General features: G+C 67.5%; 13 protein-coding genes. 4 read left to right on the forward strand and 9 right to left on the reverse strand.

The window, feature by feature from the left end:
• Positions 1–19: 19 nt before the first annotated feature.
• Positions 20–925: a hydroxymethylglutaryl-CoA lyase gene (locus C6P64_RS14360; protein WP_105749265.1), complete on the forward strand. Its 906-nt coding sequence runs from the start codon at positions 20–22 to the stop codon at positions 923–925.
• 32 nt (positions 926–957) lie between these two features.
• Positions 958–1,725, forward strand: coding sequence for a DUF169 domain-containing protein (locus C6P64_RS14365; RefSeq protein ID WP_105749241.1), 768 nt, complete (start codon positions 958–960; stop codon positions 1,723–1,725).
• Positions 1,726–1,792: 67 nt separating this feature from the next.
• Here C6P64_RS14365 and adk read toward each other — a convergent pair whose 3' ends face one another.
• The 8 genes from adk to C6P64_RS14405 form a co-directional block, all read right to left on the reverse strand.
• Positions 1,793–2,449 carry an adenylate kinase gene (gene adk / locus C6P64_RS14370; RefSeq protein WP_105749242.1) on the reverse strand — a complete coding sequence of 219 codons (657 nt, stop codon included), beginning with the start codon at positions 2,447–2,449 and terminating at the stop codon, positions 1,793–1,795.
• A gap of 145 nt (positions 2,450–2,594) precedes the next feature.
• Positions 2,595–3,395, reverse strand: a complete 801-nt coding sequence (kdsB, locus tag C6P64_RS14375) for a 3-deoxy-manno-octulosonate cytidylyltransferase (protein WP_105749243.1) — start codon at positions 3,393–3,395, stop codon at positions 2,595–2,597.
• Complete coding sequence (locus tag C6P64_RS14380) at positions 3,392–3,601, reverse strand: Trm112 family protein (RefSeq protein ID WP_105749244.1); 210 nt, start codon at positions 3,599–3,601, stop codon at positions 3,392–3,394. The genes kdsB and C6P64_RS14380 overlap by 4 nt, the downstream gene beginning before the upstream one ends.
• Positions 3,582–4,736 carry a tetraacyldisaccharide 4'-kinase gene (gene lpxK, locus C6P64_RS14385; RefSeq protein WP_105749245.1) on the reverse strand — a complete coding sequence of 385 codons (1,155 nt, stop codon included), beginning with the start codon at positions 4,734–4,736 and terminating at the stop codon, positions 3,582–3,584. Before lpxK ends, C6P64_RS14380 begins: the two co-directional genes overlap by 20 nt.
• A 143-nt stretch (positions 4,737–4,879) precedes the next feature.
• Positions 4,880–6,664 (reverse strand): ABC transporter transmembrane domain-containing protein, encoded by a 1,785-nt coding sequence (locus C6P64_RS14390; protein WP_105749246.1) that lies wholly within the window; start codon positions 6,662–6,664, stop codon positions 4,880–4,882.
• 9 nt (positions 6,665–6,673) lie between these two features.
• Positions 6,674–7,876, reverse strand: coding sequence for an MFS transporter (locus C6P64_RS14395; RefSeq protein WP_105749247.1), 1,203 nt, complete (start codon positions 7,874–7,876; stop codon positions 6,674–6,676).
• A gap of 11 nt (positions 7,877–7,887) precedes the next feature.
• Complete coding sequence (locus C6P64_RS14400; RefSeq protein WP_105749248.1) at positions 7,888–9,117, reverse strand: acyltransferase family protein; 1,230 nt, start codon at positions 9,115–9,117, stop codon at positions 7,888–7,890.
• A 27-nt stretch (positions 9,118–9,144) separates the two neighbouring features.
• Positions 9,145–10,224, reverse strand: a complete 1,080-nt coding sequence (locus tag C6P64_RS14405) for a glycosyltransferase family 4 protein (protein ID WP_170073115.1) — start codon at positions 10,222–10,224, stop codon at positions 9,145–9,147.
• Positions 10,225–10,558: 334 nt separating this feature from the next.
• On the opposite strand from C6P64_RS14405, the gene C6P64_RS14410 reads away from it, so the two are divergent.
• Complete coding sequence (locus C6P64_RS14410) at positions 10,559–11,140, forward strand: superoxide dismutase (protein WP_105749250.1); 582 nt, start codon at positions 10,559–10,561, stop codon at positions 11,138–11,140.
• Positions 11,141–11,277: 137 nt separating this feature from the next.
• Here C6P64_RS14410 and C6P64_RS14415 read toward each other — a convergent pair whose 3' ends face one another.
• Entirely contained in the window at positions 11,278–11,832 is a 555-nt protein-coding gene (locus tag C6P64_RS14415) for a DUF192 domain-containing protein (RefSeq protein ID WP_425436763.1), read from the reverse strand.
• A gap of 235 nt (positions 11,833–12,067) precedes the next feature.
• Between C6P64_RS14415 and C6P64_RS14420 the strand changes: the two genes are divergently transcribed.
• The gene (locus tag C6P64_RS14420; RefSeq protein ID WP_105749251.1) at positions 12,068–14,302 is read left to right on the forward strand and encodes an NADP-dependent isocitrate dehydrogenase; all 2,235 of its coding nucleotides are present in this window, start codon (positions 12,068–12,070) and stop codon (positions 14,300–14,302) included.
• The last annotated feature ends 105 nt before the right edge of the window (positions 14,303–14,407 follow it).

The raw sequence follows: 14,407 nt of genomic DNA on the forward strand, positions 1-14,407 counted from the left end.
CAGAGGAATCCCGATGAGCATGAACTATCCTGCCCAGGTCCGGCTGGTCGAGGTCGGCCCGCGCGACGGCCTGCAGAACGAGAAGCAGCCGCTGCCGGCCGCGGTCAAGATCGAGCTGGTGCAGCGGCTGCAGGCGGCCGGCCTGCGCGAGATCGAGGTCACGAGCTACGTGAGCCCGAAATGGGTGCCGCAGATGGCCGACAACCACCAGGTCATGGCCGGCATCGAGCGCCGCACCGGCGTGCGCTACTCGGTGCTGACGCCCAACCTGAAGGGCTTCGAGGCTGCGCTGGCCGACCGGCCCGACGAGATCGTCGTCTTCGGCGCCGCCAGCGAGGCCTTCAGCCAGAAGAACATCAACTGCAGTATCGCCGAGAGCATGGAGCGCTTCGCGCCCGTGGTGCAGGCCGCGCTGGCTGCCGGCATCGCGGTGCGCGGCGCCATGAGCTGCACCGTTGGCTGTCCCTACGAGGGCGAAATTCCCCCTGAGCGGGTCGAGATGCTGGCCGGCCTGATGAAGGCCATCGGCGTGCAGCGGGTCGACGTCGCCGACACCATCGGCGTCGGCACGCCACTCAAGGTGCAGCGCGCCATCGAGGCCACTTGCAAGCACTACGAGATCGACCGGGTCAGCGGCCATTTCCACGACACCTACGGCCAGGCGCTGAGCAACACGCTGGCCGCTCTGCAAATGGGGGTCTGGAACTTCCAGTCATCGGTGGCGGGCCTGGGCGGCTGTCCCTATGCCAAGGGGGCCACCGGCAACGTCGCGACCGAGGACCTGGTCTACCTGCTGCACGGCATGGGCATAGCCACTGGCATCGACCTCGACGCGCTGGTCGATGCGGGCACCTTCATCAGCGATGCGCTGGGCCGGCCGACCGGTTCGCGCGTGGCGCGCGCCTTGCTGGCCAGGCGCGGCTGAGCCGCCAGCGGCATTGAACCGGGAGTCTCACCATGGAGCCCAATCCGACCGATCTGGCCACCTTGGCGCGGGAGCTCGAGGGCTGGCTCAAGCTGCGCAGCATTCCGATCGCCATGAAGCTGTTCGAGCAGGCCGAGGCGATGGAGCAGGTACCGAAGATCCGGCGCCCGCAAGCCGTCCATACCCTGGACCAGGTCGTGGCCCAGGCGGCGCGCCTGGGCTGGACGGTGGGCGTCACCGCCGCAGACCTGGTCGGCGAGCAATGCCGTGCCGTGGTCGGACTGGGGCCGCAGGATGCCGAATGGCGCTCGGGCCGCGCGATGGCGGGCGTCTGGTATGCGAGCGTCGAGGACGCCGCCGCGCACCAGGCCGCGATGTCAGTCGTGCCGGCCGGGCGCTACCAGGCGCTGGCGGTCTCGCCGCTGGCCTCGGGCCGGCTGGTCGAGCCTGACATCGCGCTGTTCTATGCCACGCCCGGTGCCATGATGCACTTCATCAACGGCCTGCAGTGGTCGGGCTACAAGCGCTTCGACTGGAGCGTGGTCGGCGAGTCGGCCTGCGCCGATTCCTGGGGCCGGGCGCTCGCGACCGGCGAGCCCAGCCTGTCGATTCCCTGTTTCGCCGAGCGGCGCTATGGCGGCGTGCTCGACGACGAGATGCTGATGGCGTTGCCACCGGCCCTGATCGCCCAGGCGATTGCCGGCATGCAGGCGCTGGCACGCAACGGCCTGCGCTATCCTGTCCCGCAGTACGGCATCCAGCAGGATGCGCGTGCCGGCCTGGGCGTGAGCTACCAATGAAAAACCCCCGCTAGCGCGGGGGTCGATCTGTCCGCGACAGGCATCAGGGCCTGTCAAGTCAAGCGGATCAGCTCTCGAGTGCCGCGAAGGCGCGCGCGGTGATTTCCTCGACGCTGCCGGTGCCGCTGATGGCGCGGTACTTGGGCGCCGCGGCCGGCTCGGCCTTGGCCCAGTCGCCGTAGTAGTCGACCAGCGGGCGGGTCTGGGCGCTGTAGACGTCCAGGCGCTTCTTGACCGTTTCTTCCTGGTCGTCGGCACGCTGCACCAGCGGCTCGCCGGTCACGTCGTCCACGCCCTCGACCTTCGGCGGGTTGAACTTGACATGGTAGGTACGGCCCGAGGCCGGGTGCGAGCGGCGGCCGCTCATGCGCTCGATGATGGCATCGAAGGGCACGTCGATCTCGAGCACGTAGTCGAGCTTGACGCCGGCGGCCTTCATCGCGTCGGCCTGCGGAATCGTGCGCGGGAAGCCGTCGAACAGGAAACCCTGGGCACAGTCGGCCTGGGCGATGCGGTCCTTGACCAGGTTGATGATCAGCTCGTCGCTGACCAGGCCGCCGGCGTCCATGACCTTCTTGGCTTCCAGGCCCAGCGGGGTGCCGGCCTTGACCGCGGCGCGCAGCATGTCGCCGGTCGAGATCTGGGGAATGCCGTACTTCTGGCAGATGAAGTTGGCCTGGGTGCCTTTGCCAGCGCCGGGGGCGCCCAACAGGATCAGTCGCATGGATTTCCTTGTCTTAATGTGTCAAACGGTTGTCTCGCGGTTCCTCGCCGCCTGCCCCTAGCGGGCAAACGACCAAGGATAGCATGCGGGACTTGTCGTCCAGCTTACTGCCGGCGGGCCCGGCGGCCCGCCGTGCTGCGGCCGGTCAGGCCTGGCGCGCGAAGATCTCGCGCACCCGCTCGAGGTCGGCCTGGGTGTCGACGCCCGGGCCCGGCGCCTGCGCGCAGACATGGACCGCGATGCGCTCGCCATGCCAGAGCACGCGCAGCTGCTCAAGTGATTCGCATTGCTCGGTCGGTGCCGGCTCCAGCCCGGGGAAGGCCTTGAGGAAGCCGACCCGGTAGCCGTAGATGCCGACATGGCGCAGCGGCCGCGGCTGCTGCGGCAGCTCCACGATGCCCTCGCTCCAGGCCTCGGCCATGCCGTCGCGCCACCAGGGAATCGGCGCGCGGCTGAAATACTGCGCCCGGCCGGCGCGGTCGAGCACCACCTTGACCGCGTTCGGATTGGCGAATTCGGCCGCATGCTCGATCGCGTGCGCGGCCGTGCTCATCACGCAGTCGGGGCGGCGCTGCAGTTCGGCCGCGACCGCCTCGATCAGCGCCGGGTCCATCAGCGGCTCGTCGCCCTGCACGTTGACCACGATCGCGTCGTCCGGCAGGCCGAGCAGGGTGCAGGCCTCGGCCAGGCGGTCGCTGCCGCTCGGGTGGTCGGCGCGCGTCAGCAGGGCATCGACGCCAGCGGCGCGGCAGGCTTGCAGGATCTGCGCGTCGTCGGTTGCGACCACGCAGGAGACGGCGCGGCTCAGCCGCACCCGCTCGGCCACGCGCACGATCATCGGCTGGCCGCAGATGTCGGCCAGCGGCTTGTTGCGCAGCCGGCTCGAGGCCAGCCGGGCCGGGATCAGCACATGGAACTGTGCGCCAGCATCAGCCGGGGTGCTCATGCGGCGGGGCTGACGCTGCGGGCCAGGCGCTCGGCTTCCTCGTCGCCGATTTCGCGCGCTTCGTTCTCGAGCAGGATCGGGATCCCGTCGCGCACCGGATAGGCCAGGCGCGCGCTGCGCGAGGCGAGTTCCTGCGACTCGCGCAGGTAGATCAGGGGGCCCTTGGTGACCGGGCAGACCAGCAATTCAAGCAGTTTGGCGTCCATGCGGGAATGATAGTCGTTCCCGCAGCCGGTTCAGCGCGCCGTCGAGCTGATGCCAGAACCCGGGCGACGGTTCCTGCTCGAGCGGCACCGCCCAGACCTCTAGCCCGGGCTGCCCCGCCAGCAGCGGAAACAGCTTGACGGCGTCCTTTTCGGTGCAGAGCCAGCACAGACTGGACGGCGTTGCCGACCGGGCTTCTGATTGGCTGGCGTTGGCGCCGATCCTGGCTTGGCAGTCCTGCAGCGCCGCCAGCATGAGCGCGCCGTCGGCATGGTCGGGCAGCTCCAGCGTCTGCGCCAGCTCCAGGCCACGCGCGCCCAGCATCTCGAAGAAGCGCTGCGGCTGGGCGATGCCGGCCAGCGCCGCGACCGGGCCACCATTCGGCAGCGCGAAGTCGGACAGCGGGCGCCGTCGTCCCCGGGCATCGACGGCCTCGGCCGCCAGCTCGCGCTGCGCCAGATGGACCTGGCCGCCGGCCTGGGCCGCTGGCAGCGGCGACAGTTCGATGCCGGGCCGTGCGGTGCGCAGCACCAGCATTTCCCCCGCGGGTTCCTGGCCCCAGGCGCGCGCCGGCCAGGGCTCGCGCAGCAGGCCGGCCGGCAGCAGCCAGCCGTTGCCGCAGCCGCGCTCGTCGAACACCACCACGGTCAGGTCGCGCGCCAGCGCCCAGTGCTGCATGCCGTCGTCGCAGACCAGGATGTCGAGCCCGGGATGGCGCGCCAGCAGCAGCCGGCCGGCTTCGGCGCGCTGCCGCCCGACCGCCAGCGGCACGCCGCTCGCGCGCGCGATCAGCAGCGGCTCGTCGCCGACCTCGCGGCTGCTGCTGTCGGGACTGACCTCGAGGCAGCCCTCGCCCTCGCGGCCATAGCCGCGCGAGATCACGCCCGGGTTCCAGCCCTGTTCGCGCAGGTGGCGCAGCAGCGCGATCACGGTCGGCGTCTTGCCGGCGCCGCCGACCACCACGTTGCCGACCACCAGCACCGGCACCGCCAGCCTTTCGCTGCGCTTGAGTCCGGTTTGGTAGGCCAGCCGGCGCAGCCCGAGCAGCGCGCCATAGAGCTGCGAGACCGGCCAGAGCAGGGCAGCCAGCGGCCCGCGGCGTTGCCAGGCCTGTAGCAGTCGGGACGACAGCGTCATGGTTGTTGCCTCCCTGCAGCGCGACCGGCGGTCTGGGTCGATCGGGCATGGGCCCATGCTGCGGGTGCGTGGCGGAGCAATTGAAGCTTCATGAGAAAGGGCAAAAAGCCAAGGCTGGAAGGCGGAACGGTGTCTTGCTGGAGTCAGGGCAGGAGCTGCAGGCTGGCCATGCGGGCATAGACCCCGCCGGCGGCCATCAGGTCCGCATGGCGGCCCTGTTCGACGATGCGCCCCTGGTCGAGCACGACGATGCGGTCGGCCTGCTGCACGGTCGAGAGCCGGTGCGCGATCACCAGCGTCGTGCGCTTGCGCCTGGCCGCATCCAGTGCGGCTTGCACCATGTGCTCGCTCTCGGCATCTAGCGCGCTGGTCGCCTCGTCGAGCAGCAGCAGCGGCGGGTTTTTCAGCAGGGCGCGCGCGATCGCGATGCGCTGCCGCTGTCCGCCCGACAGCCGTACGCCGCGTTCGCCCAGGAAGCTGTCGTAGCCCTGGGGCAGGGCCTCGATGAAGTCATGCGCGAACGCTGCCCGCGCGGCGGCCTTGACCTCGGCATCGCTGGCCTCGGGCCTGCCGTAGCGAATATTGTCCAGCGCCGTGCCCGAGAACAGCACCGCGTCCTGCGGCACGATGCCGATGCGCTGGCGCAACTCGTCGAGCGCCAGCCGGTCGATAGGCTGGCCGTCGAGCAGGATCCGGCCCTGGTCGGGGTCGTAGCCGCGCAGCAGCAGCTGGAACAGCGTGCTTTTTCCCGCTCCGCTGGCGCCGACCAGGGCGATGGTCTCGCCGGGCTCGACCTCGAGCGTGACCTGCTGCAGCGCCGCCTGGCCGGGGCGCGACGGGTAGTGGAAGGTCAGCGCCTGCAGCGCGACCCGGCTGCCACCGGCGGGCGACTGCGCGGGTAGCGGGTCGGTCGGCGAGCTGATCGGGGAGCGGGCCGACAGCAGCTCCATCAGCCGCTCGGTGGCGCCGGCCGCGCGCAACAGGTCGCCATAGACCTCGCCCAGCACGGCCACCGCACCAGCCAGGATCAGCGCGTAGAACACCGTCTGGCCGAGCTCGCCGGCGCTCATGCGGCCCGCCAGCACCGCCTGGCTGCCCTGGTAGAGCGCCCACAGCAGCAGCGCCGAGCTGGCAATGATCACGAAGGCCACCAGCAGCGCACGCCAGCGCGAACGCCGCACGGCGACCAAGAAGGCCTGCTCGGTCGCTTCCCCGAAGCGGGCCGCCTCGCGCGCCTGTGCGGTGAAGCTCTGCACCACGACGATGGCGTCGAGCCGCTCGGCCGCCAGCGCGCTGGTGTCGGCGATCCGGTCCTGGCTGGCGCGCGAGAGCTGGCGCACGCGCCGGCCAAAGCCCGTCGCGGGCAGCACCACCAGCAGGATCAGCAGGCCGACCTGGAGCATCACCTGGGGATGGGTCCAGACCAGCATCACCAGCGCCCCGATGCCCATGACCGCGTTGCGCAGTCCCATCGACAGCGAGGAGCCGACCACGGTCTGCACCAGGGTGGTGTCGGTCGTCAGGCGCGACAGCACCTCGCCGCTCGGCGTGGTCTCGAAGAACTCGGGGCTTTGCTCCAGCACATGGGCGTAGACCGCCTGGCGCAGGTCGGCCGTGACGCGCTCGCCCAGCCAGCTGACCAGATAGAAGCGCGCGGCCGAGAACAGTCCGAGACCGACCGCGACCAGGAACAGCAGGCCGAAGCGTTCGCCCAGCTGCTGGCTACGCGCGCTGCCGCTCGAGGACAGGACCGCGTCGATCAGGCCGCGCAGCGCGACCGGAAACAGCAGCGTCGCCGCTGCCGCCAGCAACAGGAACAGCGCCGCCAGCAGCATCTGGCCGCGATAGGGCCGCAGGAAGGGTAGCAGGCCGCCAAGGGCGCGTGGCGCGCCAGCCGCAACGCGCGCCGGCAGGGCAGAAGGTTTCATGGCGCGAGTCTATGCGCTGCGGCCAGTGCCGTGCTGCCAGCTCAACGCCGCCACCGATCCCGCCAGCAGCTGGGCCAGGATCATGAGCGCCACCACGCCGCCCCAGCCCTGGCTTTCGTAGCCCAGGCCCGCGATCCAGGCGGCGAGCGCGCCGCCCGAGTAGTAGCTCATGTTGTAGAGCCCGGTGGCCAGCGATCGACCCTGGCTCACATGGCCGGCAATGAAGCTGATGGTGGCTGCCTGGCAGACGAAGATGCCCGAGGAACAGACCGCCAATCCCAGGATGACCGGCGTCAGCGCCGGCAGCAGTGTCAGCAGCAGCCCGCCACTCGAGACCAGCAGCGCGCCGAGCAGGGTACGCAGGAAGCCCCAGCGCTGGATCAGCCGGCCCGCGACCGGAGTCACCAGTACGCCGAGCAGATAGACCGTGAACACATTGGCCAGCCCGGCGGCCGAGAGCCTGAACGGCGCGCCCGCCAGGTGCAGGTTGACATAGGTGAAGGTACCCACGAGCGAGAACAGCACGCAACAGCCCACCGCGCAGGCCGCCAGCAGGCGCGGGTTGACCAGATGGCTGCGCAAGCTCATCCGCGCACTGCGCCAGTCGCGGCTCGGCACGAAGTGGCGCGAACGCGGCAGCCGCCACAGCACCAGCAAGGCCCCGCCCAGGGTCAGCAGCGCCAAGGTCAGGAAGGCGCCCTGCCAGCCCCACCAGTGCGCGGCGTGGCCGGCAATGAAGCGCCCGGAAAAGCCGCCCATGACGCTGCCGGCGACATAGGTGCTGATCATGCGCGCCACGCCGCCCGTCGCCTGGAATTCCTCGGCCAGATACGCCATCAGCACCACCACGATGCCCGGTACGGCCAGCCCCTGCAGGAACCTCAGCGCGATCAGCTGGTTCAGGCTGCCGGCTAGCGGTATCAGCGCCGTCGGCAACACCAGCGCGAACAGCGAGGCGCAGATCAGGCCCTTGCGGCCCCAGGCGTCCGACAGCAGGCCCATGAAAGGCGACAGCAGCGCCACCGCCAGGATCGTGGCACCGACCGTCAGGCCAGCCTGCACCGGGGTCGCGTCGAAATCGGCCATCAGCAGCGGCAGCACCGACTGCATGGCATAGACGTTGATGAAGGCAATGCAGCCGATCAGCCAGACGATGGAGCGCGAGGCGCGCGCAGGCCTTCGCGTTGATGCTGGCGGTTCTGGTTCAGACATGGGTCACCGGATCATGCCTTGGGCGCGGTCGAATCGCTCAAGCCCGCATCGACGCGGGCGCTCCAGAGCGAGCGTATCCAGCGGGTCGTGCGGGAACTTTGTCGCATGGCGGGTTGCTCGATCCACTTGAAGGTCAACAGGCAGAACAGCACCAGCGCCGGCGTCATGGCCAGCACGATCAGCCAATGTGCTGCGGGCGACAAGGTCCTGGCCGTCGGCATTCCGACGATGAAGGTAAAGACACAGAACAGCAGGACGCCATGCAGCAGATAGAGGCTGTAGGCCGACTCCCCCAGCGCCCGAGCCAGCCTGTGGGTCATCAACCCGAACAGGCTGTTGCCTCCGGCGATGATGGCAAACAAGAGCGAGAGCAGCAGCAACTGGGGCTTTCCCTGTGAAGTGGGAAAGAGCTGGACGAGTGCGCACAGGCAGGCGATGGCCATCAGCGTGGAAAGCCTTGACTTCGCCAATTGACGGAACGCTTCGCTGCGAGCCAGGATCGCTGCGGCAATGCCTCCCAGGAAGGTCAGCGAGACCGGAATCGCTTCGGCGCCCCAGGCAATTGCCGCCATGCCGATGCCCCCTGCCAGGATGGCGGCCATGGATGGCATCACACCGAATGCCAGTCCCAGCAAGGGCAGCGAGCAATAGAAAAACCATTCGTAGACCAGCGACCAGGTGACGCCCGAGACGATGATGAAGGTTCCCTTGACGCCGTTGATGTCCAGCATTCCCGGTATGGTGAAGAAGATCCAGCCCGCGATGTTCCTGACCAGGTCGGGCAGGGGCTCGCGGAGCTCGGCGCGCGACACAATGGCGACGCAGCCGAGCAGCAGCAAGATCAGCAACAGGTAGAGCGGCAGGATCCGCAGTACCCTGGAGACAAACAGCTTGAGCCAGTCGATACGGGTTCGTCGACTGTCGATGAGCTTGGAGCAGAACAGGAAGCCCGTGATCATGAAGAACAGCGCGACGCTGCTCTGTCCCAGGTGGGTGTAGAGGCGGGAGTCGGGCAGCATCCACCGATCCTCTCTGAGGTAGAAGAACCAGCTGGCCGCGTGATGGATGTAGACGAAGAAAGCCAGATAGCCGCGTAATCCGTCGATCGAGTCGTGGCGTCCTGGCTGGGTGGGCAGCTTGGTGGGCCGCGGCAACAGCGACAGCGTGGCAAAAGCCATCAGCAGAGCTGCGACCGGGATCAGGGGATGCAGCGGATCCCAGGCGATGGAGGCAAGTGACACGGGCAAGGCTGGGTGGGATGGACCGGTTCAGACCGACGCTCTGGGGGCTGGGGCTGGGGCTGGGGCTGGGGCTGGGGCTGGGGCTGGCAGGCCCATGCGCTGGTGCAGGTAGTCCCTGAAGTAGTCCACGACATGCGTTTCGAGGCAATGCTGTCGGGCAAAACCCTGCGCACGCTGCCCCAGCGCCTGTCTGGCTGCCGGGTCCTGCCAGAGTCGCTCGATGGTCTCGGCCATGGCTATCGGGTTGGCCGCTGGCACCAGTTCGGCCGTCTCGCCCTGCCTCAGGTAGTCATGCAACCCCGCCGAGTCGGTCGCCACGATCGCGCGCTCCAGATGCATGGCCAGTACCGCGGTGACATGGCCGCAGGGAACCTGGGAGTGCAGCAGCGGCAGCACCATGATGTCGGCATGGGCGATGATGCCGGTGGCCATCGCGTGCGGAATGCTGGTGTGCACGGTCACGTTGGGCGGCAGTTCCAGTCCGCGGATGTTCTCCGGGTGGACGACCAGGTGCAGCGGTATCAGCGGCAAGCGCTTGGCGGCTTCGAGCAAGGTGGCGTAGTCCCGGCCCTGGCTGCCGACGGCGCAGACATAGGGTCCCGCTATCGGAGGGGGGGGCAGGCTGGCCCGGTCTTGCGGCTTGATCGCCCAGTGCCGCATGTCGATCCGGTCCGGGTCGATGTCGAAATACCCGGCGTAGAGGGTCTTTTCCATCGAGGAAAACACCGTGAAACGGTCGACGGACCGGTAGGCGCGCTGCATTTCCCTGCGCATGGCATTGCCGGGCAGGATGGTGAAATTGAACGAGTAGACCAGATGCGGGATGTCGCTGCGCCTGCGCAGCTGTGCCAGCCTGGCGGCATAGTAGGCCGGACGCGGACCATGCGAGATCAGCAGCGGATGGGCCTGACCGGCGGCGTCGGCGATGGCCCGTTGCGCGGTCAGCAGCCGGCTGGCATATTCCCCGACAAGGGGGAGCTGCCTGAGGCGAGGGTATTGCTGGTTGCTGTGGTGGGACCAGTTCAGGTCCGGCGCGTTGAATCGATGCTGCAGCCAGCGCCAGTCTGGAGACAGATGGCTGTGATTGACGATGTGAACCGAGGTCATGAAGGCTGGCTTTTGAAGCCCGATTGAAGCATTCGCCATCCCGTCACGGGTTCAGCCGGTCAGGATCTTGCATGGCGTGGATGGGCTGGTGAAACGAAGTCTTGCCGGCTGGGTGTCCGCTGACGGGACCGAACCCGCAGCGGCGAGACCCGGCGCCAGGCGCTGTGCATGATAAACCGCAATTTGATGCCGATCGTGACAGGCGCACGCCATACCTGCCGGGTCCGTCGCGATGATGTGACCGGTTCTGCTCCCGATTGCCCGCGGCACGCGCAAGGCCTTGTTTGTTTCCTACAATCATCATCTCTTGCAACCTTCAACCTAGGACGCCTCTATGGAACACACCCTGCCCGCACTGCCCTACGCGATCGACGCCCTGGCCCCCCATTACAGCCAGGAAACCCTGGAGTTCCACCATGGCAAGCACCACAATGCCTACGTGGTCAACCTGAACAACCTGCAAAAGGGCACCGAGTTCGAGAACATGGACCTCGAGTCCATCGTCAAGGCCTCCAGCGGCGGCATCTACAACAACGCGGCCCAGATCTGGAACCACACCTTCTTCTGGAACTGCATGAAGCCCAACGGCGGCGGCGAGCCGACCGGCGCGCTGGCCGATGCCATCAACGCCAAGTGGGGCAGCTATGCCGCCTTCAAGGAAGCCTTCGTCAAGTCGGCCGTCGGCAACTTCGGTTCCGGCTGGACCTGGCTGGTCAAGAAGGCCGACGGCTCGGTCGACATCGTCAACACTGGTGCCGCCGGCACCCCGCTGACCACCGAAGACAAGGCCCTGCTGACGGTCGACGTCTGGGAGCACGCCTACTACATCGACTACCGCAACCTGCGTCCGAAGTTCGTCGAGACCTTCCTCGACAAGCTGGTCAACTGGTCGTTCGCCGAAGCCAACTTCGCCTGATTGCGCCCGAGCGCCAGCGTGCCCGCCTCGGGCACGTCCAGCCGACAGGAAACCCGCAGCCCGCCTGGCCTGCGGGTTTCCTGTTTTTCGGCCCTGCTGCCGGGGCGTGACCTGAATGCCCAGCCCCCGGGCCGCGATCAGGGTTGGCCGGGCCTGAACGGCGCACCGCCGAGCTTGAAGCCGGCCTGGATGCCGCGCTTGGCGAACCAGCCCTGCTGCATCTCGAGCACGAAGCGCACCGGCTGGGTCGAGCAGTGGTTGGCCTCGCTCCTGGGCTGCATGTCGGCCAGGTTGATGATGGTGCCGTCATCGGCGACGAAGGCAGCCGTCAGCGGCAGCAGGGTGTTCTTCATCCAGAAGCATTGCACCGCCGGCTGCTCGAAGACGAACAGCATGCCTTCGTTGGCCGGCATCTGCTGGCGCCACATCAGGCCCAGGCTGCGCTGCGGGTTGGTCAGCGCGAGCTGCGCGTCGATCAGGTGCATGCCGGCCTGCAGGCGGGTGCGTTGCAGGCCGGTCTGAGGCAATCCGCCTTGCGGGGATTCGGCCTGCGCCGGCAGCAGCGCGGCTGCGCCCCAGGCCAGCGTCATGCCGAGCAGGCAGCGGCGTGCCAGGCGCACGCGCGCCGGCTGGGTGGGACGGGTCCCGGCGGGCCGGGCAGGGGAGGGCTGGAGGTCGTTGCACTGGCTCATGGTGGGTCGATCTTACCGTCGTGCCGCCTGCTTGCCGACCGGCGGCACGGGCCTGGCTGGCCGGGAAAATCGGTCTCCGCCACTCTTATATAAGATGCAAGACATTCACAAGGTGGAATTTGTCGCTAGAATTTGAAATTGACTTCCCCTCGAAGCCCATGGCTTGGCCTGGCCTACCGGTCCGGCCTGCCTTCATCTGCTCTGAACCCTGAGCTCGCATCTGAAAGAGGACGACATGTCTGACAAATCCAAGATCATCTACACCCTGACCGACGAGGCACCGCGCCTGGCGACGGCGGCGTTCCTGCCCATCATCCGCACCTTCGCAGAACCTGCCGGCGTCGAAGTCGCTGAGGCAGACATCTCCGTGGCCAGCCGCATCCTGGGCGAGTTCCCGGACTTCCTGCGCGAGGAGCAGCGCGTCCCCAACACCCTGGCCGATCTCGGCAAGAAGACGCTGCAGCCCGATGTCAACATCATCAAGCTGCCCAACATCAGCGCCTCGGTGGCCCAGCTGGTGACGGCGATCAAGGAACTGCAGTCCAAGGGCTATGCCGTGCCCGATTTCCCGGAGCAGCCCAAGACCGACGAGGAGAAGTCGATCCGCGCCCGCTACAACAAGTGCCTGGGCTCGGCCGTCAACCCGGTGCTGCGCGAAGGCAACTCCGACCGCCGCGCGCCCAAGGCCGTCAAGGAATACGCACGCAAGCACCCGCACAGCATGGCCGAGTGGAGTCCGGCTTCGCGCACCCATGTCTCGCACATGCACGCGGGCGACTTCTACCACGGCGAAAAGTCCATGACGCTGGACCGCGCGCGCGACGTCAAGATGGAGCTGATCACCAAGTCCGGCCAGACCATCGTGCTGAAGGAAAAAGTCTCGCTGCTCGACCGTGAAGTGATCGACAGCATGTACATGAGCAAGAAGGCGCTGCTGGCCTTCTACGAGAAGGAGATCGAGGACGCGCGCAAGACCGGCGTGATGTTCTCGCTGCACGTCAAGGCCACCATGATGAAGGTCTCGCACCCGATCGTGTTCGGCCACTGCGTCAAGATCTTCTACAAGGAAGCGTTCGAGAAGCACGGCAAGCTGTTCGACGAGCTCGGCGTCAACGTCAACAACGGCATGGTCGATCTGTACAACAAGATCGCCACCCTGCCGCAGAGCCTGCAGGACGAGGTCAAGCGCGACCTGCACGCCTGCCACGAGCACCGCCCCGAGCTGGCCATGGTCGACTCGGCCAAGGGCATCACCAACTTCCACTCGCCCAACGACATCATCGTCGACGCCTCGATGCCCGCGATGATCCGCAACGGCGGCAAGATGTGGGGTGCCGACGGCCGCCTGAAGGACGTCAAGGCCGTGATGCCCGAGTCGACCTTCGCCCGCATCTACCAGGAGATGATCAACTTCTGCAAGTGGCATGGCGCCTTCGACCCGAAGACCATGGGCACCGTGCCCAACGTCGGCCTGATGGCCCAGCAGGCCGAGGAATACGGCTCGCACGACAAGACCTTCGAGATCCCCGAAGACGGCGTGGCCAACATCACCGACATCAACACCGGTGAAGTGCTGATGAGCCAGAACGTTGAGCAGGGCGACATCTGGCGCATGTGCCAGGTCAAGGACGCCGCGATCCGCGACTGGGTCAAGCTGGCCGTCAACCGCGCACGCAACTCCGGCATGCCGGTCGTGTTCTGGCTCGACAGCTACCGTCCGCACGAGGCGCAGCTGATCACCAAGGTCAAGATGTACCTGCACGAGCACGACACCACGGGCCTGGACATCCAGATCATGAGCCAGGTGCGCGCGATGCGCTACACCCTGGAGCGCGTGATCCGCGGCCAGGACACCATCAGCGCCACCGGCAACATCCTGCGCGACTACCTGACCGACCTGTTCCCGATCATGGAACTCGGCACCAGCGCCAAGATGCTGTCCATCGTTCCGCTGATGGCCGGCGGCGGCATGTACGAGACCGGTGCCGGCGGCTCGGCGCCGAAGCATGTGCAGCAGCTGGTCGAGGAAAACCACCTGCGCTGGGATTCGCTCGGCGAGTTCCTGGCGCTGGCGGTCTCGCTCGAGGAGCAGGGCATCAAGGACGGCAACGCCAAGGCCAAGATCGTGGCCAAGGCGCTCGACGCCGCCACCGGCAAGCTGCTCGACAACAGCAAGGGCCCGTCGCCCAAGACCGGTCAGCTCGACAACCGCGGCAGCCAGTTCTACCTGTCCATGTACTGGGCCCAGGAGCTGGCCGCCCAGACCGAGGACGCCGGACTGGCCGCCACCTTCGCTCCGCTGGCCAAGGCGCTGGCCGAGAACGAGGCCAAGATCGTCGACGAGCTCAACGCGGTCCAGGGTCAGCCGGTCGACATCGGCGGCTACTACCTGCCCGACACGGCCAAGCTCGACGCCGTGATGCGCCCGAGCGCGACCTTCAACGCCGCGCTGGAACTGGTCAAGGCCTGATTCCTGTCCGCCTGCGGCTGGCCTGGCGCCAGTCGCTAGAATGAAAAAACCGGCCTCTGGAGAGAGCGCCGGTTTTTTCATGCCCGAGCGACATTGCAGCAATGT

The organism is Malikia granosa, assembly GCF_002980595.1.
Classification (GTDB): domain Bacteria; phylum Pseudomonadota; class Gammaproteobacteria; order Burkholderiales; family Burkholderiaceae_C; genus Malikia; species Malikia granosa.

Coding starts and splice junctions, on each gene's coding strand:
- C6P64_RS14360 (WP_105749265.1), top strand. CDS start 20: ATGAACTATCCTGCCCAGGTCCGGCTGGTCGAGGTCGGCCCGCGCGAC.
- C6P64_RS14365 (WP_105749241.1), top strand. CDS start 958: ATGGAGCCCAATCCGACCGATCTGGCCACCTTGGCGCGGGAGCTCGAG.
- adk (WP_105749242.1), bottom strand. CDS start 2,449: ATGCGACTGATCCTGTTGGGCGCCCCCGGCGCTGGCAAAGGCACCCAG.
- kdsB (WP_105749243.1), bottom strand. CDS start 3,395: ATGAGCACCCCGGCTGATGCTGGCGCACAGTTCCATGTGCTGATCCCG.
- C6P64_RS14380 (WP_105749244.1), bottom strand. CDS start 3,601: ATGGACGCCAAACTGCTTGAATTGCTGGTCTGCCCGGTCACCAAGGGC.
- lpxK (WP_105749245.1), bottom strand. CDS start 4,736: ATGACGCTGTCGTCCCGACTGCTACAGGCCTGGCAACGCCGCGGGCCG.
- C6P64_RS14390 (WP_105749246.1), bottom strand. CDS start 6,664: ATGAAACCTTCTGCCCTGCCGGCGCGCGTTGCGGCTGGCGCGCCACGC.
- C6P64_RS14395 (WP_105749247.1), bottom strand. CDS start 7,876: ATGTCTGAACCAGAACCGCCAGCATCAACGCGAAGGCCTGCGCGCGCC.
- C6P64_RS14405 (WP_170073115.1), bottom strand. CDS start 10,224: ATGACCTCGGTTCACATCGTCAATCACAGCCATCTGTCTCCAGACTGG.
- C6P64_RS14410 (WP_105749250.1), top strand. CDS start 10,559: ATGGAACACACCCTGCCCGCACTGCCCTACGCGATCGACGCCCTGGCC.
- C6P64_RS14415 (WP_425436763.1), bottom strand. CDS start 11,832: ATGAGCCAGTGCAACGACCTCCAGCCCTCCCCTGCCCGGCCCGCCGGG.
- C6P64_RS14420 (WP_105749251.1), top strand. CDS start 12,068: ATGTCTGACAAATCCAAGATCATCTACACCCTGACCGACGAGGCACCG.